A 21,922-nucleotide genomic window follows, 5' to 3' on the forward strand; every position below is an offset into this window, starting at 1 on the left:
TAAGCAAAGTAATGAGTCTAGGAATTTTTCTTCAGGAGGAAAAAAATGGAAAATAAGATGTTTTGTTATCAGTGTCAGGAAACCGCAAACTGTTCCGGCTGTACCGTATCCGGTGTTTGCGGAAAGAAGCCGGAAGTAGCTGCTATGCAGGATCTTTTGGTTTATGCCACCAAGGGATTATCCGCTGTGGCTCAGCAGTTAAGAGCTGAGGGAAAGGAAGTTTCTCAGGAATTAAACCACAGAGTAACTATGAACCTTTTCATCACTATTACCAATGCAAACTTTGATAACGATGCTATCGTGGAAAATATCAAGGAAACCTTCGCTATGAGAGATGCGGTTAGAGCTACTCTTTCCGATAGTTCCAAGCTTCCTAAGGCAGCAACTGTAGAAGTGGCAGAAAAGGATTATCCCGTTTTTGCACAGAGCATCGGTGTTTTAGCTACTGAAAATGAAGATATCCGTTCTTTAAGAGAGTTAATCACTTACGGATTAAAGGGTCTTGCCGCTTATTCCAAGCATGCAAACGCTCTTTTAAAGGATGATGCCAATGTAGATGCTTTCATCCAGAAGGCTCTTGCCGCTACTTTAGACGACAGCCTTTCCGTAGACGATTTGGTAGCCCTTACCTTGGAGACCGGTAAGGCCGGCGTAGAGGGTATGGCTCTTCTTGACGGAGCAAATACTTCCGCTTACGGAAATCCTGAAATCACTACCGTAAATATCGGTGTTCGTAACAATCCCGGAATTCTGGTTTCCGGACATGACCTTAAGGATCTGGAAATGCTCCTTGACCAGACAGAAGGCACCGGCGTAGATGTTTACACCCACTCTGAGATGCTTCCTGCCCACTACTATCCATTCTTTAAGAAGTATAAGCACTTCGCAGGAAACTACGGAAATGCTTGGTGGAAGCAGAAGGAAGAGTTCGAGCCATTTAACGGACCAATCCTCATGACCACCAACTGTATCGTTCCTCCAAAGGACAGCTATAAGGACAGACTTTGGACTACCGGTGCTGCAGGTTATCCCGGATGCAAGCACATCGGAGGAAAGTACGGCGAAATCAAGGACTTCTCTGCCATCATTGAACAGGCTAAGTCCTGCCCCGCTCCAACAGAAATCGAGACCGGAACCATCGTAGGCGGATTTGCTCATGAGCAGGTATTTGCCCTTGCGGATAAGGTAGTAGAGGCTGTAAAGTCCGGCGCTATCAAGAAGTTCGTGGTTATGGCAGGTTGTGACGGAAGACAGAAGAAGAGAGATTACTACACAGAGTTTGCCAAGGCACTTCCAAAGGATGCTGTAATCTTAACCGCAGGATGTGCAAAGTATAAGTACAACAAGCTGGATCTTGGTGATATCGGTGGAATTCCAAGAGTTTTGGATGCCGGACAGTGTAACGACTCCTACTCCTTAGCCTTAATCGCCTTAAAGCTGAAGGAAGTATTCGGTCTGGACGATGTAAACAAGCTTCCTCTTGCTTACAATATTGCTTGGTACGAGCAGAAGGCTGTTATCGTTCTTCTTGCCCTTCTCTACTTAGGAGTAAAGAACATTCACCTTGGACCAACTCTTCCTGCCTTCCTTTCTCCCAATGTAGCAAAGGTTCTTGTAGAGAACTTCGGTATTGCCGGAATCGGAACCGTAGAAGATGACATGAAGATTTTCTTCCCGGAAACAGCATAAACGAGATATCGTATGCTTCGCACGCGATATCCGCTAAGAATCAAGGAAAGCCGCCCCTATGGGGCGGTTAATCCGATATAAGAAATCGTTTTATTTTCGGAAGCTGAACAAGTTCCAGCCAAAACATCATTTGCCCAAAATCTTATCTTCTGAGAAGCACCGGAAAATCTCTTGCAGAAAAGAGAATCTTCAAAACGCACTAGAAAGAGAGCTATACAATGTATTCTATTCAATGTAAACGAATTTATGAAGAAAAAACAGATAAGGATGGATTTCGTATCCTGACGGATCGACTTTGGCCACGAGGCATCACAAAGGAACGTGCCGCTTTGGATAACTGGGCGAAAGAAATGAGTCCTTCTACTTTTCTTCGCAAAACTTTCAATCATAAAGAGGAGAATTTCCCCTTGTTTGAGAAAAAGTATTGGGAAGAGCTGGAGAAGAATCCGGAGAAGGAGCAATTTATTGCTTTGGTTAGAGAGCATCTTGCTCATGAAAATGTTACCCTTCTCTATGCTACTAAAGAAGAGCGTTTTAACCAGGCTGTGGTTATGGAGGGCTGGCTGAAGGAGAAGCTTTCGGAAGAAGCAAAGGAGCATTCCGCTTAATTCGCCCTTCGAAGGGAAGGAACTGGAAAAATTAAAGGTATACGCTCTGATGCAGTATAGGTCTGTATTCGGGGCACGCTCTCGCTAACCTCGCCACGTAGCGGATACTAAGCGAAAAACTTCGTTTCTCTTGTTTTTCGCAAGTACCGACGGGCTCAGATTGCCCCTATTATAGACCTATACTGCATCATTCGCTTTTACTTTACTTTTTCTACAGTCCGTCACTTCGCCGGGCTCTGTAACTTCTGCCAAACTCAAATTGCCTCATTTTCAGACCAATCTTGTCGAAAATTTTTTATTCTGCTTCTATTTCTTCCGTATTCATCTCTACCGGATTTATCCCTTTTGCTTCGAGGTCTCCTTTTTTCTCCAAGGACTCTTGGATAGCATCTTTCATAGCATCCATGCCGTTGTCTCCCTGCTCTTCCTTTTCTTCTCCTCGAATGGATTTCTTCTTTTTATCCTCTTCAACGGTTTTTTGCAGGCTTCTCATGGCTATGGCCATGACATAGGCTTTAGGATTTTTTTCCTTTAAAAATTCCAGATCTTTCGGACTCACAGCTTTTCCGGAGCCGTACAAAAGAGCAATTCGAAAAGCATCTGTCTCATCCTTAAAGGCCTTGGATGCCTCCTCTCCGGATTTTTTCGCATTCTCAAGCTCTTCCAGCCGGGATGCCCATTCCTGCTGAAAGTCCTTCTGCTTATTGATATCCTTCGCATCCTTTTCCATATCTTTCAAAAGATTGGAAAGGACGTCAGCAAGGTCTGTATCGTCCTCCTGCCCCTTTGCTTTTTGAGAAAATGCTTCATACTCCGCACTGAGCTGAATACTGTCTTTCCGTACCGAAGAGCCTTCCTTGGCTTTGGCTTCGGTTTTTTCGTTCTTTGAAACCGACTTGTTCCCGGTATGTAGCTTTGAAATTCCTCTTCCTCCGGGGAATGCTTTAATCTCCATTTTGCCTCCTTTGCATAGATTTCTTAGTATTCTATTCGACAAAGGCCGGCAGAAAAATTATCCTTTTCTATCCTTTTCCGCTAAAAGCTCGTTTTTTCCTTTTAATTAAATGTAAGTGTTTAAAAACTGAATACTTCCTCTCTTTGGAATAAATGAAGAAGCCGGTCGTCATCCTCTCTAGGGAACAGCTCATCAACCACTTCCTGCACAGAAACAATTTCCTGAAGCTTTTCCACATTTGCCCCGGAGAAGAAGAGACCTTCCTCCACATTTCCCTCCACTGCGGAAATAAGGGCATGGGTAATACAATACTTCACCGTTCCCGGATCACAGCCGTGAATACAGCGAGAGCAATGCTTGGGGGCAATCCGCCCGCTAAGGCCCAACTTCTCCAGCATGGGACTCTTCACCGCCCTTCCCGGCATGCCCACCGGACTATGGATGATTTCCAGGTCATTTTCCTTCTTGGAAATGAGGTACTCTTTATAGGCAGTGCTGGCATCACATTCTTTGGTGCCGATAAAACGGGTAGCCATCTGTACACCGTAAGCTCCCGCTTCCTGCATTCTTGCTATGTCTTCCCTACTCCAAATGCCTCCTGCCGCAAAGAGAGGAATCTTCCGTCCGAACTCTTCTTCAAAAACCTGCAATACGGAAAGCACCTCCGGAATCAATTCTTCCAAAGGCTTGGCTGTAGATTCTTCCACCTCTGTCGCCTTAAAGCCCAAATGTCCCCCTGCCAAAGGTCCTTCCAGCACCACAAAATCTGCTGTTCTTTGGTATTTTTGGCTCCAGGTCTTGAGCAAAACCTTGGCAGCTCTTCCGCTGGAAACAATAGGGGCAATCAAAGCAGTTCCTTCCGGTACCAGCTCCGGTAAACTTAGAGGCAATCCCGCTCCGGAAATCACCGCGTCAATTCCCTCTTCCACAGCGACTTTTATGGCATCTTCCCATTGTCTGGTGGCCACCATGGCGTTGATGGCAATCATTCCTTTTCCTTCGCTAAGCACCTTCGCTCTTTGGATTTCCTTACGTAAAGCCCGAAGATTGGCTTCCTCCGGAGCGCGGCGAAAGTCCTCTTCCCGATAACCGCAGTCCGCTGTACTGATGCAGCCCATAGCTCCTGTTTTGGCCACTGCTCCTGCTAAGCCGGAAAGGGAAACCCCTACCCCCATTCCTCCCTGAATCAAAGGAATCTCTAAACCTCTATTTTTCAACTGATCCATTTTCCGCGTCCTTTCTGCTAATGGAGAAGGAATATTCTTCTTCATGTATCAATATTTTTAATTATATTCCTTTAATAGCTTAAATCATCTGGCAAACCCCGTCAAGTAGTTTACGAAACTACATTCGAAGTTCTTTCTTGTATTTTTCTTAAGATAAGGATGTTTGGACGCGGATTTCTCCATCAGAGATTAAAATAGACAACAAAAAAGAGGAGGTAAAAAATCAATATAAAGAAATATATTTTCGGCAATATAGGTCTGAATTCGGGGTAGTCTGAGCCCGTCGGTACTTGCGAAAAACAAGAGAAACGCAGTTTTTCGCTTAGTATCCGCTACGTGGCGAAGCTAGCGAGAGCGTGCCCCGTTTCAGACCTATATTGCTTAGAAAATTTCTTTTTTGATTTTTTACAACCTCTTTGTTTCTTTAGGGTTTTTAATCGCTCTTAAGCCTTAGCTAAAGCCTCGCCAAGAGCCTTGCAGTTTGCCAGTCCTTCCTCATCGGGAGTATTGTTGCAGATAACGGGAGGCGCTACCATTACGGCACCTGCGCCGGTCATTCTTGCTTCCCAATCACGCATCCACTGTCCATCGCCCCAGTCATAGGATCCGAAAAGTCCGATCTTCTTGCCGGAAACGGAACCGAGTAAATCCTCTACGAAGGGCTCCATCTCGCCTTCATCCAATACTTCATCTCCCATAGCAGGGCATCCTAATGCGTAAACTGCATCTCCTGCCAAGTCTGCTGCGGAAATATCGGATACGCTAACCATCTTAGCCTCTCCGCCTGCTGCCTGGATTCCCTCAGTAACTGCCTTTGCCATCTCCTCTGTGTTTCCTGTCTGGCTGAAAAATACTACATGAATCATCTTTTTGTCCTCCTTGATTTTATGCCTAAAATATTGAATTATTCAATATTTTGGTTTGTAAAGTGAATTGATTAAGAAAGTCTTTTCTCTTTTAGAGGAAATATCTTTTTCCTCTTGTCTATATCCTAGCACTTAACTAGGATATTTTTGTTGCAAACGCAACACTATAACTTTTACCCTTCTTTACCTTTTAGATTTCTTTGCTTATAGGTTCATCCTCTAATGGATTTCTGCTCTTGTGCAGTAGCTTTTTTCTCTTAAGCCACCTGACGCTTCTTAATGTGATAAGCCAGCACCAAATCTCTACAGCTTAAGCCGGATTTCAGCATCAGGGTAAAGCTTTGAATGCACATGTCATAAGCCTGAAAGCAAGCTAGTGCACTCTCCACCTCGGTAAAGACCTTCCAATAGCCGGTGAGCTTCGCCTTCGCTAAAGGATTCTTCATATAAATCTTCACATCCCGAAGAGGATACCCGAGAAAAACACCTACCTCATGAGGAAAATCCGCCTGTTTCTCCTTGTATTGGGCGAAACGCACTGTGAAATGCCGAAAAACCTCCTCTAAAGAGAAACTCTCATAGCCCACAGCTAAGCTCTGTAAAAAGCTCTGTACAGTCTTTCTGCTCAGAAGCTCCTCCAGCTTTTCCCTTTGGTATAGGAGAATGCTTTCCTTTTTCCCGCTATGAAGACTAATCACACAAATCTCGGTTCCTGAAAACAGTTCTTCCAAAATCTGTTTCTCCGCCTTTGTTACCGTGATAATGGCAGAAGGCTTAAGTCCTGTAATCACCGGGGCATTCAGGCAGATATGCTCTGCAATATAATCCTCTATCCCCTCTTTTCTTTTGCAAAAAAAATTATCCTTCTCCATCCTCTCTCCCCTTCGGTTAGTTAATATAAACTAACTACAAAGTGGATTATATTAGTTAATGCTAACTTTGTCCAGTAGGAAATAAATAATTCTATCTTTTTGTAATGCCCCTATGCATTTTTTCGCATTGTGCTATAATTTTTTGAGGAATTTATTGAACCATTCGATTCTTTGAATCATTATAGAGTCGTTGCATTGCTTTCTTTTATATAAGGAGGAACTATGATCCTGATTGAAAACGGAACCCTGGTTAGTCCCAGAGAAAGTTTCCTTGGAGACATTTTGATAGAGGGAGAAAAAATCAAGAAAATTTTCCGAAAGGACAGCCCTAATTTCCAGGCCGAGAAGGATGCCGCTTTGGCTTCCGAAAATGCTGTAGAACGGATTGATGCAAGCGGAAAGCTCGTTTTTCCGGGCTTTATTGATTGCCACACCCACTTTGAACTGCATGTTGCCGGCACTGTAACCTGCGATAACTTCCCCTCAGGTACCAAGGCCGCCATTTCCGGCGGAACCACCAGTATCGTGGATTTCGGCACTCAGTATAAGGGCGAAACCCTGATGGAGGGCTTTAAAAATTGGCAGATAAAGGCTGATTTAGGCGCTTCCTGCGACTACGGCTTCCACATGTCCATCAGTGACTGGAATGAAGAGGCCAGCAAGCAATGTCAGAACATGATGGACGAGGGGCTGAGCACCTTTAAGGTGTATATGACCTATGACATTCAGGTGGATGACGAGGAAATGTTTTACATTCTGAAGCGGCTGAAGGAAGTGGGCGGAATCACCGGCGTGCACTGCGAGAATACCGGCATGATTGCGGCTTTACAGAAAAAATACAGCGCCGACGAGAATACGAGAAAATCCGTATCTTCCCACTATCTTTCCCGTCCGGATGATGCGGAGGCGGAGGCCATTAACCGTATGCTCTATATTGCCGATGTGGTAGATACACCCATTATTGACGTGCATTTGACCTGCGAAAAGGGCTTAAATGAGATTCGAGAGGCCAGAAAACGAGGTCAAGTGGTATTTGCAGAAACCTGCCCTCAGTACCTCACCATGACCGATGACCTCTACAATTCCGATTTTGAGACCTCTGCCCGCTATGTAATCGCTCCCCCTCTTCGGAAAAAATCCGACCAGGAAGCATTGTGGAAGGCTCTGGCCGATGGGGAAATCCAGACCATTTGTACCGACCACTGCTCCTTCACCTTAGCACAGAAGGATCTGGGCAAAGAGGATTTCCGGAAAATTCCCGGCGGAATGCCCGGCGTGGAAACCAGAGGAGAAGTCATTTTCTCCGAAGGCGTGGTAAAGGGACGAATTTCCAAGGAGCGTATGGCTGCTCTTCTTTCCGAGAATCCCGCAAAGCTCTACGGCATGTATCCGGAAAAGGGAATCTTGCAGGAAGGGTCTGACGCGGACATCGTTTTACTGGATCCCAATAAGAAGAAAACCATTCGCAAAGAAGACCAGGTTTCCTGCTCCGACTATGCACCATTGGAAGGACTGGAAATTCAGGGCTGCATCGAAGAAGTGTTCCTGAGAGGAAAGCTGGTTGCCAAGGGTGGTAAGGTGCTTTTGGAGAATCAGGGAAAGTATTTGAAGAGAAAGAAGTTCCAGCCGGTGGTATAAAGAAAACGGAAATGTAAAGAAAACGATTTGCCTTTATAAATATATAGAGGGCCATAAAAATTAGAAAAGACCTTCTAGGATATATTTAGAGACCGATAACCCGGTATTTCCGGATTATCGGTCTTTTCTATGTTTTATACACTTGGTTTTTTCCTATAAGCCTCTTTCTTGCAAATAGAAGATTCTACTCCGTTTACGGATATTATCCGAATGCGGAGTATAGGAGATTTGGAATATTCGAATTATACTATTAGAAAATCTAATTTCTTCATTCTGAAAATTCTCATTCTTACAAGGAGATTCTTATGTCCACATTTAAAGTCAATTATGACTCTGCCGAAAAGCAAAAAATTATTTCCTCTCTCACTTTGATGGATGATCTGTTTATGAAAGTTGTTTTACAGGATAGCAAATGTACGGAATTTATCCTTCAAACCATCATGGATAATGCAAAATTAAAGCTCAAAAAACAGATTCTTCAAAAAAATCTTTCTAATCTCCATGGGCATTCTCTTATTTTAGATTGTCTTTGTGAAGATGAGGCAAACAATATTTATAATATCGAAATTCAAAATAATATCTCCGGAGCCCAACCCAAAAGAGCCCGCTATCATGCCGCTTTATTGGATATGCACTCTCTAAAAAGAGGCAATGATTTTACACAATTACCTCGGTCTTATGTTATATTTATTACAGCAAAAGATGTACTTCATGGTCAACAGCAGATTTATCATGTAGATAGAATGATACGAGAATCCGGAAAGCCATTTTCAGACGAATCTCACATTATCTATTTCAATACTTCTTACATAGATAATAGTCCTTTAGGGAAATTAGCTGAAGACTTTCATGCCTTAGAAACAAGCAAGATGCACTCCCCGATTTTGTCCAAAAGAGTAGAAGCATTAAAAAACTTCAACGCCCATCAGAAAGGAGATCAAGAAATGAATGTTCTTTTAGAGCAATACAGGCAAAAAGCCCTGAAAGAGGGTATGGAAAAAGGAATGGAAAAAGGAAATTTGGCTAAGCAAAAGGTAATGCAATTAATGGGATTGCTGGCGGAAGAAGGTCGGATTGAAGATATCAAAAAAGCTTCTGTGGATCAGGAGTATTTGCAGAGCTTACTTTTGGAATTCCAATTATAAAATGTATAAAAAAGCCCCTGAAGTTCTCTCAGGGACTTTTAGAGGGCTATAAAACAGTTTACCCTAAAAGACCGATAAATCGATATTCATCGGATTATCGGTCTTTTCGTTTTTACATTCTTTAACAGCTTTAATAAGCACAGATTATAGGAATCAACACCAATATCATCTACCTTTGAAAATAAAAATCATTTCTACCACTAATGCAAATACAATAATAAGCAAGGTAAATAATTTCAATAAATTATTATTTAAAAATTTACTGTTTTTAAATTTTTCATGCAATATAATAGCTCCTATCATCATTGCAATAAATATGGCATATTGAATCCAGTTCATTTTACTTACCTCCCGGGATAGCACTTATTGGTTAACGTCTATTTTATCTCTAATACTACAGCTTTACCATCTGTAATTGCTCAACTATTTTAATTATTATTTCTTTGTGCTATAGTATGAAACGCTATTTTAGATAAGGAGGAACTATATTGAAGTTAATTTTAAAACGTATTCTTGAATCTTTTGTACTTATTGCCATTTCAGCAGCTCTATGGCAATTCATTCTTTTTCCGGTTGCAGATACTGTAAATACAAAATCACCTATGTCTTTACCACAGAATATTTATATTATTTTCGGCATTGGCGTTTTGGTTTTCCTAATTAACTGGTATTCCAAAAAGCAAGGTTATTTAAACTGGCGGATAGCATTGTCAGATTCATCTACAAAAAAATGGATTCTATTCGGTCTGGTATCTACAGTTATTCTTCATTTTTTGTCTACATTTGTAGGATATATAGAGGGTATCCCTTACCTGGTTCTTAGCAATGATTCCCATGGTTACTATATGTCTATCGATTTAATGACAACTTTGCTATTAGCTCCCCTTGCTGAGGAACTGGTCTTCCGAAAAATTTTAATTGAAGTAATCTTTCCCAAAAATTTAAAAGTCAGTCTATTAATTACAGGAATTCTATTTACAGCTTTTCATTTCCCCATGTCAGCAGGAGAATGGGTTAATCAAATTGGAGCAACTATCGTTCTTTCAATTATTTATTATAAAACCAGAAAAGTAGAAGTCGGAATTATAGTTCACTCTATAATGAACCTATTCATTGCATCTCTCATGCTATGGACTATGTATAAGTAGTCTATTATAAATGTACAGAAGGCTATATCATGCTATCTGTATTGTTTAAACAGCTTACTTTTGGAATTCCATTTATAAAAAAGCCCGAACACTGTTAAAAAAGTCCCCCGAATGTTTAGAAAAGGATTCTATGCATCCGGGGGTTATTGTCTTTAAACAGAAAGTCAATTTACAATTGTAGTTCCTATTGCAAGACTAACTTTCAATTTAATAAAAAGAGTCTATTCTATAATATAAGCTACTACCCCATGAGAATAGTTCAGAGGAACCCATGCATCAGAAGGAGTAAAAAAATGATCTGATTGAAATACTACATTAATAATCTTCCCTGATAACGTACCATAGCGCTTAATAAAGTCAGAATCTACTGCGAAGGTCAATGCATCTGCCCAAACATAGCTTCCAGGTTCGCCTTCTTGATGCATAAATACTTTTTCTGGCTTTGTAAATTGAACTATTCCAAACCGTATCTTTTCAAATTCCGGTGAATTTCTTAAATTTCCATCAATTAAGTCCTGATCATGTCCTGCATTTCTCCATTCTAAATTCGTCCATATTTTCATCTTTCCCTGTATTACTGTATACCCCTTATTCCTCGCCTCCTGGATCTTGCCCTGCCTTGCCGCTTCTGCCATGGCTTGCTCTTGAGCCTGGTCTCTCTTGCCGTCTTCTCCCAGATACTTTCCGTCAATCTCTTGATTTCTTGCCATGGAGCCATCTCCCAAGAGATAGTAGTCCTCTATCCATTGATTTTTTGCCATGGTGCCATTGGGTAAAAGATAGTACCAACTTCCCTGCTGTTCCACCCACTCCTGTTTTGCCATGGAGCCTGTCGGCTTAAAGTAGTACCATTCTCCATCAATTTCCGCCCACTGGTTTCTATAAAAATGTTTTCCTACCCGATAGCGCCATAGGCTTCCGGTTTTTACCCAAGTGCCGGCAAAGCTGATTCCGGAAAATAAAGTGGCTAATAAAATGCTGAGCCACGCCATACTTAAAAATCTTTTTTTCACTTTCCCCTCCATTTTCTCTATTTAAGAGTATGTTCTAAGAAGCGTAACATTTGCCTGTTCCACAGCATTCATGACAGGGTAGATTTCTTCCATATCGGCAGTCCTAGGGATATACCAACTCTTCTGCGCAAAATAATCCGTTAGAGCCTGGTCTTTGAAAATGTAACCGTGCCGGGCATACATTTCATTGATAATCATTTGGGTGATGCTTCTCTCTCCGGGGAACATGCTGTTCGGATATCGGGCTTGGAAATTTGACACATCCGCAGTACTCAACAAACGACTTGCACTTTCTGCATAAAGGTATTCTCCTGTAGCAGGATTTTGCACAGCTGCATTGCCTCCCTCTGCACCGGACTGTACGTTGGCACCGGGCTGAGCATTGGCATCGGCCTGAGTGTTTGCATCAGCCTGCATTTCCATAGAAACAGTTGACTGCTCCATATTGCTTTCCTTCTCATTTTCTGCCAATGAAACTTGCTCTGAACCTTTTTCTTTATTTGGGTCTGTAGCATCAGAAGCTTTCTTTTCATCCTCTTTTGTTAAGCCGGATACTTTATAGCTTCCGCCTTTAAGAGAAAGGGGAATAGCTAAATTCTTTACACTTTCTTCTGAAAAATCCCAACGATACTGTACCGTATCTCCATTTTTCAAATCCGTAGTTTGGCTAAAATCCGGTAGCATAATGATATTTTTGGCATAGTCAACGGCCCCAGGATAAAGAAGGGGAAGAAAGCCTTCCTCCGCTTCTTTGGAGTAGCGAATGTTCTCCTTCTCTTTTTCCAAGAGAGCATCCCAATCAATTTCAGCCTCTAAAGTTCCCTGCCCATCAGCTCCTACGGATTGAATTTTTAGGTAAGCGTTTAAATCAATCCCATTATTTTTCGGACGAAGTAGTAGAAATCCACCTCCTGCTATCACTGCTAAAGCAAAAATTACCAGCCCTGGTATATACTGTCCCGGTTTAGTTTCGGTATTACTCGGTTCAACTTTTGGGGATGAAGCTTCGGGGAAAATCTGCTCTTCTTCAGGAGAAGCGTTTTCGATATTTTTATTTTCATTGAATTGTTCCGTCATAAGGCACTCCTTCTTTCCATGAAAAGCACTTTAATAGGGATATTTTTTCACGAAATTATCCCAGCCCATCTTTAACGCATCCGGGGCAGGAATATAATCAATATATCCTTTATCCAAGTAAGCAGCATACAAAGCGGCATCCGTGGTAACCGGTTCATCATGCCTTACATCATCGTCAGTATACGTATAAGTAGCTATTTCTATTGAATCAATTTTTGAGCCATTATAGTAGTAATAATACATACGATTCAGTCCTGTTTCATAATCGTCAGCATTTCCACGGAACCATAAACCTCCAAATAAACCGGGATAGTTTCTATTCTTACTATATCCGGCATAAGCTGTACCGGAATAAACACTCATATTCCCTTCTATTTTTCGTACACCATTTTCCGTCGCTCTATAAAAGCAAGTAGCGCTATAGCTGGATCCATTCTGGTTACCAACCAGTAATTCCGGAACTCCGTCATTGGTAATGTCATATAAAGCAATAATCGCACTAGCCCAATCAAATATATCCACATCATTACGGTAACGTTCATTCTTTACAAACTCATAGAACTGCTCTTTCCACGTTCCCTTATTGGTACTTGCGTTATTCACCGCTTCTGTTGCTGCCGGTGTTGCCGGGGCTTCCGTTTCTGCGGGTACAGCTTCTGTCTGTGGAGCGCTCTCTATGGCCTGTCCACCTCCATTTGCTTCAGTTCCTTCTCCCGCCTGTTCGGCTACTTCCTCTTGCAGTGCCTGAGCCATACTTTCCATCTTGCTCTTTTCTTCCGCACTTGCTTCCGCCATGTTTTGAACAGTGAAAGTCAATCCCTGCCCTCCTGCATTTTCCGATACAAGGCAGGAGCGATATTGCTCTTCCGGAAAGCTTTCGCTGATAAATTTGAGTAGAATGCGATAAGCCAGTGCCTCCTTTTTCACGGAAAGGATTTCCATATTTTTTACTTCTCCGGTGGATGGGCTTCCCTGCTCCAAATTTTCTAAAATGCTAAGCAATAGAGAATCCGGAAGACTTTCCAGAAGAATGTCGGAATCATCCCCTTCCTTTAAAATCTGTCCTTGCAGGAAGAACAGAGCTTCGTTATAGGATAAGGCTATATTTTTTACAGAAGCAGTCACAGCTTGATTTATGCTGTTCTTCTGTTCTTTTGCAGTATTTTCTGAGGAAGCAGTAGATTTCTCAGGCTGATTTTCAGGCTTCTGAGACTCATCCACGGTATCCTGAACATCCTCAAACTTGCTGTTTTTCCCGTTGCTGAGAAGGATATGGGACTTGCTCTTTTTCAGTCCTTCCCAAAGCTTCAAGTATTCCTGTTCCTTGACTTCTTTGCCATGCAGTATAAACTGACCGGAATTGTTTTCCGGACTTTCCGCTTTATTTTCTTCAGAGTTTTCTTTCTTAATATCTGCACTGCCTTCTTCAGCAGTTCCCCCTGCATTTTCTCCCACGTCTTCACCGCCAAAGGCTTCATAGGAGTGGCTGGCAATTTCCTCAAAGCTTAGGGGAAGACTGCCGTTATTCAAACGGTAAAGCCGCTCCAGCATTTGCTCGTCATATTCTTCCCGATAGAGATAAAGCGTTTTTTCTCCTTGAATTTGAAACAGGGTATAGTTCACACCGCCACCTGCGAAAACATCCAGACTGTCCATGGTGCAAAGGGGCTCAAGTCTTCCCCCTGTAAAGCTGTACACCTGTAAATCTGCCTGACTTACCCTGCCGTCTTCCTTACCGCTGTTTCCCTCTATGTAAAGTAGCTCCGGGGTATCGTCACCGAAAATATCCCAAAGCAAGACTGTTTTCCCCTCTTTCTGCTCTGCTTCTTCCCCTGCATCCTCTGTATACTGTCCGCTGTACTGCCAAACATACGAAGAAATGGCCTCCTCCTTTTCTTCCAAGTGGGCAAGATAGGAACCATAGGCTCTACTATAATCCGAAGAAAATGCTTCCTCTTTCCCTACGGCATTAGACTTTCTCTGTAAGAACATGAGAAAAAGAAGCAATATCGCCATAAACAACACGAAAAATGGCAAATACTGCATGAGTTTGTAACGAGAAGTCTCGGTGGCTCCACCCCTTTCTCGTTGCTCATTTGATAAATTGGAAGAGTTCATCATTTTCCCCCTCTAATTCCGAGTAAATCGGCTTCTTTGAAGCTTTAAGTTTTACTCTATCTTTTTACCACAATACCAGCGGTAGCAAAAAAGCCACCGCCGGTATCAGTTCCCCGGTAAATCTTATCTCTTTACCGGCTTTCCATTTACAGTCCACCGACCTTCACTATCTAATTGATAACCGTCTTTTTGTTCATTACGATAAAGTCTTCCCTGGTTTGCTCCTCCTTCTTCCAAATAGTAACAATAGCCGTCAATCCACTGCCAGCCTGTTACCATTCTTCCTTTCCAACCGTCGGAAGTTGGGAAGAGATAGTATTTGCTACCGTTTAACTCTATCCATCCTGTTGCCATATAGCCGGAATCCAGGAAGTAATACCAATAGGTCTTACCATTGTAATCTTCATTTCCCCAGTTGTTCTTGGGATAGCTTCCGTCTGCTTTTTTATACCACCAGCCGGTTCCGTCCTGCATCCATTGTCCGCCTGCTAAAGAACGCTCAACACCCAGAACCTGTCCTACATTTCCACCGCTAACGCTGGGCTTTCCGAAGCCACCGGAGGAGCTTCCGCCACCTCCACCGCCGCCGGAAGAACCGCTACCGGAGGAACTGCCGGAGAAACTGCTTCCGCCACCGGAAGATCCACTTCCTCCGCCTGAAGGCTTACTACTGCCGGAACTGCTACCTCCGCCTGAGGAACCACCGGAAGTGCTACCGGAGGAGCCGCTTGAAGAACTGCCACTATTGCCACCGGTTTGTGCCTTCTTTTTATACTGCGCCGTAATAGTTATATTTCCCTGCACATTTCTTGCATCCTTATCCCAGCCGGTAAATTCATAGCCCTGCACAAGAGGTGCTGAAGGATAGCTTGCATTTTCTCCTTTTTCTACTCGCTGGGTAGATAAGTTTTCTCCGTTCATCCCCTTAAATATAACATTATAATACACTGCCGCAGGGTATCTGTCCAAGTAGAATCTTTGCGCGTCATGTCCGTGCCAAAGATACTGCTGAACATTGGTACCATTAGCCGTCAAACCGCCGGTAATGTCCACCACTTTTCCGGAGCCCTTATTCACAAAACGATAGGTTCCGTCTCCATTGGCCACCACATACCATTGTTCACTGGGCTTACCATGCTTCTCCCAGGTTAAAATGTTGACACGGTCACTAAGACCATCTGCCACCACGTCCAAGTACTGATTATTGTACTGATTCTTTACCAAAAAGCTACCATCAGCCTGCTTTTCCAAGTTCCAAACTGCCGTAGCATCCGGCGTTGTCTTGTTGTAATCCCAAAGAAGTACGTTGGTTCCCAACTTTGTGGGATTGCCTTTTTCCACAACTACCGCTTTATCCGGTGAAAGCTTGGAGCGGAGCACATAGCCTGCACTCTTTACTTCCGAAGCACTCTTTTCATTCACCTTTGGTTTATTATATTTCACCAGATTAAAACGCTGAGCATAAGATCCGTTCGGTTCATATTGTCGAACATTCGTGCCATCTGTTATTCCTGCATTATCCACATCCACTCTAAATCCGGAACACTTTGGAATAAGCTGATAGCCGTTTCCATCATCGCTCTTTACAATATAAAAACGTTGATTAGCATTGGTTCCTGTTTCATTCCATACCTGAATATTCGGTCCGTTACCCGCTGCTCCGGGACCTCCATTCACATCTAAAATCGTTCCCCCCTTAGAGCGAATAATGAAGCTATCATCCTCCGACTGTCTTTCCAAATGCCAATAATAAGGCGTATCTCCCCAAGTGTAATAATCTCTAAGGAAAACATTTTGCCCGCTCTGACCATTCCCGCCATAAGCAAGACATCTTCCTTCCGATAATAATGAAGTAATCAGATAATCGCCATCGGCAATATCATCGTCACTGCCATTTACCGGGAGAGGTAAGTGATCCGGCTTGGGTGGTGGTGTAGGCTGATTATAGAGATAGATATAACCTTGGAAGCCGGGTACATTTTCCATTCTGTCATACCGGAAGCTATATGACCATCTGGACCCTTTACCGGCAGTACCATAGCTGGAACTTGAAGTATATACCACGCCATTTTCTACCTTTTCTACCACGGCAACATGGCCATAGATATAGACACTATTTCCCCACCAACAAGCAATCGCTCCTGGACGTGGTTCACTTCCGGTAGGAAAAGTCTTTGTTCTTTGATTGTTTCCCCACCAGTCTCTTGCATTACCATAAAAATTAGGCTTGTATCCAAGAATCTCATAAGCTCTGCCAAAGGCATACCATGTACAATTCCATCCCGGTTCCGGAAAGGGATTGTCATAGCCATAGAATCTACCCCCTGTTCCCGGATTTGTCGTCCTCGGCACATATCCCACCGACCTAAACCCGGAATATCCGAACAAAGACGCGGTCTCTGCTACGGGAGCTTCTTCAATGCCTTCCTCTTCCGTCTCCTTAAAGCCGCTTTTCAGCTTGCTCAGATCCACGATGGAATAGGTATTTTCTTCTTTTGCTACAGATCCTTCTGCTACTTCTTTTTCCTTTACTTCATTCTCTACTCCCTTTCTCGAAATTTCTTTGTCTTCCGCTTCTTCCTTTCCTTTTACTTCTTCTTTTCCTTCTGATGCTTGCTTTGTTTCTTCCGGCACTTGTGCTTCTTTGGCGCCTTCTGCCTTTCCCTCTTTCTTTTCCAAAGAGTCGGCTGAGTATGCCGCACTTTCTTCCGCCGACTTTGTCTCGGTTGTTTCCTTCACAATGGTTTCAGATGCTGCATTTTTCTGCTCCGCATACGCCGGAACAGTAGCGCTTCCTACCATAGCCAAGGAAACAAAAAAGGCAAGGATTTGTTTCTGTCTTCTTCTCATGCATAACCTCCTTATCCTGCATTTGAAAACAAGCGTTTTTCCTATTCACGTAGTAGTGTTCAAGCCATCAGCACATCCTAGATAAACTACATCCTGACGGATGAACTTTGGTCGCAAGGCCAGCCTACCGGTATGCCTCGGAGAATCTACTCGCTGGTGTTGCTTTGGTTCTAGCAAAAAATTCGCAGGAATACACTTCCCTTTTCTTACACTTACAGGGGGTGTAAGTTTGGTGTAAGTGGAAAAAAGGCGCAAAAACAGGCGCAAATTCCGGAAAATTCATTTTCCAAAATCTGCGCCATAGACATTTTCAAAACTCTTTTAAAGTATCTTTTATAGATGTGCCGCCAGTAAGAAAAAGAAAAAAATCAGTAAAGCATAGAGAAGAAAGTAGGCTCTATGCATTCGCATAAGAGGGAAAATGCTGCGAACCCGATCTTTCAGGAAAGAAAGCAACCATACCACCAGCACAACAACATTTACCCCGTGTACCAAAAAGGTGCCCGGTCCCGCTTTAAAGCAAAGAATGGCATAGAGGGTGCTTAGCACGAAAACGATGGGAAAAATAATGATAAAGGAACCGGCGCATTCCGCATTGAACTCCACGGCAAAGGGAGAACAGGAGGAAAACCACAGGAAGCCGTAGATGAAAAAGAGCGCTACGGCGAAACCCGGGGATAAAAGTAACGTCCCCTCTCCTCCGTGCATATAGCCGTAAACCAAAACCAGGAGGATTCCTATCGCATTAAAGGTCATATTGAATATCATATGAAAGCTGTTGGCAATCACATGCAAACGATCCATTTTCTTGGTATCCGGATTCTCCTCGCTGGCGCAAAATGTATGCATGGGCTCCCTGGTAAAGAGAAAAAAGCTGTGCACAAAGGTTACCAGCATATTAAAGGCCAGGGAAATGTTGGCCACGGGGACAAAGTGTCCCTTTCCCACATAGCTTGCAAAGTCCGGAATGCTTCGTAGGAAAATGTAAAATGCCATAGAGGAAAAGGCCCCGAATAAGTTGCAACCTAAAGAGTAAATAATTAACTTGGGAGACAGGTCATAGCGCCCCATTCCGGGAATCACTCTCCGGCTATCTCCGTATTTTGCAATGTAGGGAATTTCTTTCAGCTTAACCTCCACTGCGGGGTTCCTTTGACAATAAAAAAATACCGCTATTGTCGTATCCACCAGTCCCAAAAAGAAGGGAGAAACTGCCAGCATAAAACTCAAAGCAAAAAAAGCGAGGGGAGAAAGCCGGATGCACTGCAAAAATATATCCAGGGTATTCATTTTCCCTAAATGCATTATGAAGAACACCAAGGCAATCACACCTACGGTAAAGAAAAAGCAATTTCTATTATCCAAGATTTTCTTCCCCAAGGGGTTCTCTGCCGTAAAGTCCGCTCCTCGGGGCTCCGGGAGAAGGGGGATGGGCTGCTCTGTTTTCCGCTTAGTTTGTCGAGATTGACTTAAGAGCATATCTATGGGCATACCAATGGACATATCTGTGGGGGAATGCATGGAAGAATTTATGGAAGAATTCATGGAAGAATCCATCGGAATATTCGTAGGAATATTCACAGGAGGCTCGATAACCCTATCCACTGATGCATCCATAGATGCCTCTTCGACAGCATTTTCCTCCGTAATCTCCCCGGGGCACATGCAGTTGTCCAGCCCATACTCTAAAAAGCGAAGGGCATAGCTTTCCAAGTCCTCATCTTCATTTTCAGAACCGGGAAAGCTAAGCTCTTCCCTTTTCAAAAACTGACGCAAATTTCGAAGGGTATAGGCTGCATCCTGTTGTTGAAAGCACTCTGTAAAGCAAAGAGACGCCGCAGTTTTTAATCCGCGATACCCTTTCCGCTTACCCTGTTTGATTTCGCTGATTCGAGTCTCGGTCATATTTCCTTCACGAACCTTATTAAAAATAGAACACATGGCCTTTTGGGTCACCCGTAATTCTTCGTTTATATAGCGGAAAATATCTCCTTGGCAGACGCTCCTCATAACCCAAAAACTCCTTCAGGGAAAAATCATTGCAATTTCAAGCTTATTTTCTTATACTGCGTATTCTTAGTCCTGCCTCGGGAATCCACTCTTTAGTGCCTCTTATGGCAGCTCAACAATTTGTATATATAATATCTTAAGAAATACTCGTATGTTGTCAATATCCTATGAAGATTTTCCCCCTTTCACGGTAAGAATTTTGTTTCATTCCTTCTCTTTTTCTTTATTTTCTTTAGGATTCTTTAAGGCTGAAAACATATTTTGCTCACAGTTTTCTTGTATCCTATACACAGTTACAGAAATGTAACTGAAGAAAAAAAGCTTTTCATACTCAACTCCGGGACCTTCTCCTGAAAATATGGTTTCGGAGTCCCCCCTTCAAAAAAAAGAAAGCGGCTGTGAGAAATCACAGCCGTTTTTCTTTTCTGCTTATTTTCAAACTTATTACCGCTTAATTTCGATACCCGACGCCCTTTACACGCAATTCCTATTAGCTTGAGGCTCTATCCGTCTTTTCTAGGAAACTAAGCTTTGTCTCTTTTTGTTCGGAAGAACGAGATTAAAAAGCATGATGCCGATATATAGAATCAGACATATTCCATTGATAAGGTTGGTATGAAAAACGAAGTAGTTTAAAATACAGGCTCCATAAGATAGAAAAACTAGAGCAAAGGAAAACTGATAGACTCTGTTATCCTTTAAAGATGTTTTTTCGTCCTTCATCCTTCTTTCCAGCTGAGCAGCTGCGCCTAGGCCAAAAATCATGGTACTGCAGAAATCTTTTGTAGCCTGCTCTTTACTAATCAGATAAACAATAAAGAAAGCTACAGCCACCCCGATGCTTAAAAAATCCCAAACACTAAGCTTCATACCTCCTCCTTTCATTAATAGCCTTTCACGGCTATCTTTACTTTCAAAGTTCATTTTCCATTGCTCCGCAAAGCTCTTTTGGAAAACCTTACACAGTGAAAATAAATCAGTGTTTTGAAAGAATATCTTTAGAAGGATTATATAATGCTAACTATTTCTTTTCATCTTACATTTCTATTAAGCGACAAAAAGTCGATGTAAAAAATCAAAATATAAAGAATTTTTCGGCAATATAGTTCAGAATTGAGGATAATCCCAATACTTGCGAAAGACCGGCGAAGTGAAGGACTGTAGAAATTAAAAAGCTAAAGCGACAGATGCAGTATAGGCATGAAAGAGAGCAATCTGAGCCCGCCGGTACTTGCGAAAAACAAAGGTACTGTAGTTTTTCGCTTAGTACCGCTGCAGGGCGAGGTTAGCGGGAGCGTGCTCGATTTCATGCCTATACTGCATCGGAGCGAGCCTCATCAATGAATACAGTCCTTCCCTTCGCAGAGGCGAGGCTAGTGAAATCGTGCCCCCAATTCAGACCTATATTGCTTATAAAATTTTTTGATTTTTTACATCGCTATCTTTTTGCTCTGCATCCGTCTCCTGCCGATGCTTCACCTTCTCCCACAAAGCCCGAAAAGCCGGTAGGGAGCTTTCAATGGTTTCAAAGGGAATACAGTAGGACAGGCGAAAATAGCCGGGTAAGCCGAAGCCGTCCGTGGGCACCATAATGATATGCTCTTCCTCCGCCATCTTCTGGAATGCCTCCGTATCCTCCAAGGGGGATTTCATGAGAAGATAAAAAGCTCCCTCCGGCGGCAGACAGGAAAATCCCATTTCCGTAAGCTCCGTATACAGAAGGCGACGATTTCTGTCATAAAATCCCACATCCACCTTCACTTCCAGACATTCGGAAATTACCTTTTGGAAGAGAGACGGGGCATTCACAAAGCCCAGGGTTCTGCCGGCAATCGTGGCAGCCCGCATCAGCTTTTCTCCGTCTTCCACGTCTTTTCCTATAGCCAGATAGCCGATTCTCTCTCCCGGGATGGAAAGGGTTTTGGAGAAAGAATAGAGGTAAATGCTGTTGTGATAAAGACCGGGCATATAGGGCACGGTTCTGTCGTCATAAACCAGCTCCCGATAGGGCTCATCGCAAATCAGGTAAATGGGGTGTCCAACCCTTTCCTCCGCCTCTCTCAGCATCTCCGCCAAGGCCTTCAGCTCTTCTTCCTTATACACCACACCGCTGGGGTTGTTGGGATTGTTTAAAATTACCGCCTTGGTTTTTCTGCGAATCAGCCGGTCTGCCATGCCGATATCCAGGGAAAAATTATCTTCCTTCACCGGTACCACGGTAAGCTTTCCCTTGTAGTGGGAAACGTAAGCATTGTACTCCGTAAAATAGGGGGCAAAGCAAAGCACCTCATCCTCTTCGTCCAGAAGACAACGCATCAAAATATTTAAGCCTCCTGCCGCTCCGGCACAAAGAAGAATCTGCTCCTTCTCATAGGGCAGTTCAAAACGTCTTGTCAGATGCCGTGCAATCTGTTCCCGTACCTCATCATAGCCGGCATTTTTCATATAGCCGTGAATCTCGTGGGGATCCTGATTTTCCAAAAGGCTGATAATGGCATTTTTCACTTCGTAGGGCACAGGAGCCACAGGATTTCCCAGACTAAAATCATAGACATTTTCCTTGCCGTACTTCTCGGCCATTTCCTGTCCCAGTTCAAACATCTTTCGAATGGCGGAATTTCCTTGTAAAAGGGGTTCCATCGTCTTTGCCAGTGCCATAATACCTCCCAAAGAGCATGCTCTTTTTCTTTACTGCGTTTCTTGATTT

The 21,922-nt window shown here is 43.1% G+C and carries 17 protein-coding genes; 5 read left to right on the forward strand and 12 right to left on the reverse strand.

Annotated elements, in window-relative coordinates; translation table 11 throughout:
* Positions 1–45 precede the first annotated feature (45 nt).
* Positions 46–1,689: a hydroxylamine reductase gene (gene hcp / locus RYL27_RS01995; protein WP_040649579.1), complete on the forward strand. Its 1,644-nt coding sequence runs from the start codon at positions 46–48 to the stop codon at positions 1,687–1,689.
* 218 nt (positions 1,690–1,907) lie between these two features.
* Complete coding sequence (locus RYL27_RS02000) at positions 1,908–2,297, forward strand: DUF488 domain-containing protein (protein WP_183684390.1); 390 nt, start codon at positions 1,908–1,910, stop codon at positions 2,295–2,297.
* Positions 2,298–2,592: 295 nt separating this feature from the next.
* Here RYL27_RS02000 and RYL27_RS02005 read toward each other — a convergent pair whose 3' ends face one another.
* From RYL27_RS02005 to RYL27_RS02020, 4 genes are all read right to left on the reverse strand, one after another.
* Positions 2,593–3,252, reverse strand: a complete 660-nt coding sequence (locus RYL27_RS02005) for a hypothetical protein (RefSeq protein WP_314964872.1) — start codon at positions 3,250–3,252, stop codon at positions 2,593–2,595.
* Between the two features lie 119 nt (positions 3,253–3,371).
* A complete protein-coding gene (locus tag RYL27_RS02010) occupies positions 3,372–4,478 on the reverse strand; it encodes an NAD(P)H-dependent flavin oxidoreductase (RefSeq protein WP_314964874.1) in 1,107 nt (368 codons plus the stop codon).
* 443 nt (positions 4,479–4,921) lie between these two features.
* Complete coding sequence (locus RYL27_RS02015) at positions 4,922–5,344, reverse strand: flavodoxin (protein WP_007158065.1); 423 nt, start codon at positions 5,342–5,344, stop codon at positions 4,922–4,924.
* A gap of 257 nt (positions 5,345–5,601) precedes the next feature.
* Complete coding sequence (locus RYL27_RS02020; protein WP_314964876.1) at positions 5,602–6,216, reverse strand: DUF3793 family protein; 615 nt, start codon at positions 6,214–6,216, stop codon at positions 5,602–5,604.
* A 222-nt stretch (positions 6,217–6,438) separates the two neighbouring features.
* Here RYL27_RS02020 and hydA point away from each other — a divergent pair, with 222 nt between their 5' ends.
* Positions 6,439–7,854 carry a dihydropyrimidinase gene (gene hydA / locus RYL27_RS02025; RefSeq protein WP_314964877.1) on the forward strand — a complete coding sequence of 472 codons (1,416 nt, stop codon included), beginning with the start codon at positions 6,439–6,441 and terminating at the stop codon, positions 7,852–7,854.
* A 305-nt stretch (positions 7,855–8,159) separates the two neighbouring features.
* A complete protein-coding gene (locus RYL27_RS02030; RefSeq protein WP_314964879.1) occupies positions 8,160–8,999 on the forward strand; it encodes a PD-(D/E)XK nuclease family transposase in 840 nt (279 codons plus the stop codon).
* 165 nt (positions 9,000–9,164) lie between these two features.
* On the opposite strand, the gene RYL27_RS02035 is transcribed toward RYL27_RS02030, so the two are convergent.
* On the reverse strand, positions 9,165–9,338 hold the full coding sequence (locus RYL27_RS02035) for a hypothetical protein (protein WP_314964881.1): 174 nt from the start codon (positions 9,336–9,338) through the stop codon (positions 9,165–9,167).
* Between the two features lie 149 nt (positions 9,339–9,487).
* On the opposite strand from RYL27_RS02035, the gene RYL27_RS02040 reads away from it, so the two are divergent.
* Entirely contained in the window at positions 9,488–10,147 is a 660-nt protein-coding gene (locus tag RYL27_RS02040; RefSeq protein ID WP_314964883.1) for a CPBP family intramembrane glutamic endopeptidase, read from the forward strand.
* 221 nt (positions 10,148–10,368) lie between these two features.
* On the opposite strand, the gene RYL27_RS02045 is transcribed toward RYL27_RS02040, so the two are convergent.
* The 7 genes from RYL27_RS02045 to RYL27_RS02075 all read right to left on the reverse strand — a co-directional run bounded on the left by RYL27_RS02045 (position 10,369) and on the right by RYL27_RS02075 (position 21,873).
* On the reverse strand, positions 10,369–11,160 hold the full coding sequence (locus tag RYL27_RS02045; protein ID WP_314964884.1) for a hypothetical protein: 792 nt from the start codon (positions 11,158–11,160) through the stop codon (positions 10,369–10,371).
* 21 nt (positions 11,161–11,181) lie between these two features.
* Positions 11,182–12,237, reverse strand: coding sequence for a YARHG domain-containing protein (locus RYL27_RS02050; protein WP_314964885.1), 1,056 nt, complete (start codon positions 12,235–12,237; stop codon positions 11,182–11,184).
* A gap of 30 nt (positions 12,238–12,267) precedes the next feature.
* Positions 12,268–14,355, reverse strand: a complete 2,088-nt coding sequence (locus tag RYL27_RS02055) for a hypothetical protein (RefSeq protein WP_314964886.1) — start codon at positions 14,353–14,355, stop codon at positions 12,268–12,270.
* Positions 14,356–14,478: 123 nt separating this feature from the next.
* A complete protein-coding gene (locus RYL27_RS02060) occupies positions 14,479–17,205 on the reverse strand; it encodes an RICIN domain-containing protein (RefSeq protein WP_314964888.1) in 2,727 nt (908 codons plus the stop codon).
* 333 nt (positions 17,206–17,538) lie between these two features.
* Positions 17,539–19,215: a hypothetical protein gene (locus RYL27_RS02065; protein WP_314964890.1), complete on the reverse strand. Its 1,677-nt coding sequence runs from the start codon at positions 19,213–19,215 to the stop codon at positions 17,539–17,541.
* Positions 19,216–19,731: 516 nt separating this feature from the next.
* On the reverse strand, positions 19,732–20,085 hold the full coding sequence (locus RYL27_RS02070) for a hypothetical protein (protein ID WP_314964892.1): 354 nt from the start codon (positions 20,083–20,085) through the stop codon (positions 19,732–19,734).
* 540 nt (positions 20,086–20,625) lie between these two features.
* Positions 20,626–21,873, reverse strand: coding sequence for a pyridoxal phosphate-dependent aminotransferase (locus RYL27_RS02075; RefSeq protein WP_314964894.1), 1,248 nt, complete (start codon positions 21,871–21,873; stop codon positions 20,626–20,628).
* Between the last annotated feature and the right edge of the window lie 49 nt (positions 21,874–21,922).

Origin of the sequence: Oribacterium sinus (assembly GCF_963537195.1) — a bacterium.
GTDB classification, from domain to species: Bacteria; Bacillota; Clostridia; order Lachnospirales; family Lachnospiraceae; genus Oribacterium; species Oribacterium sinus_A.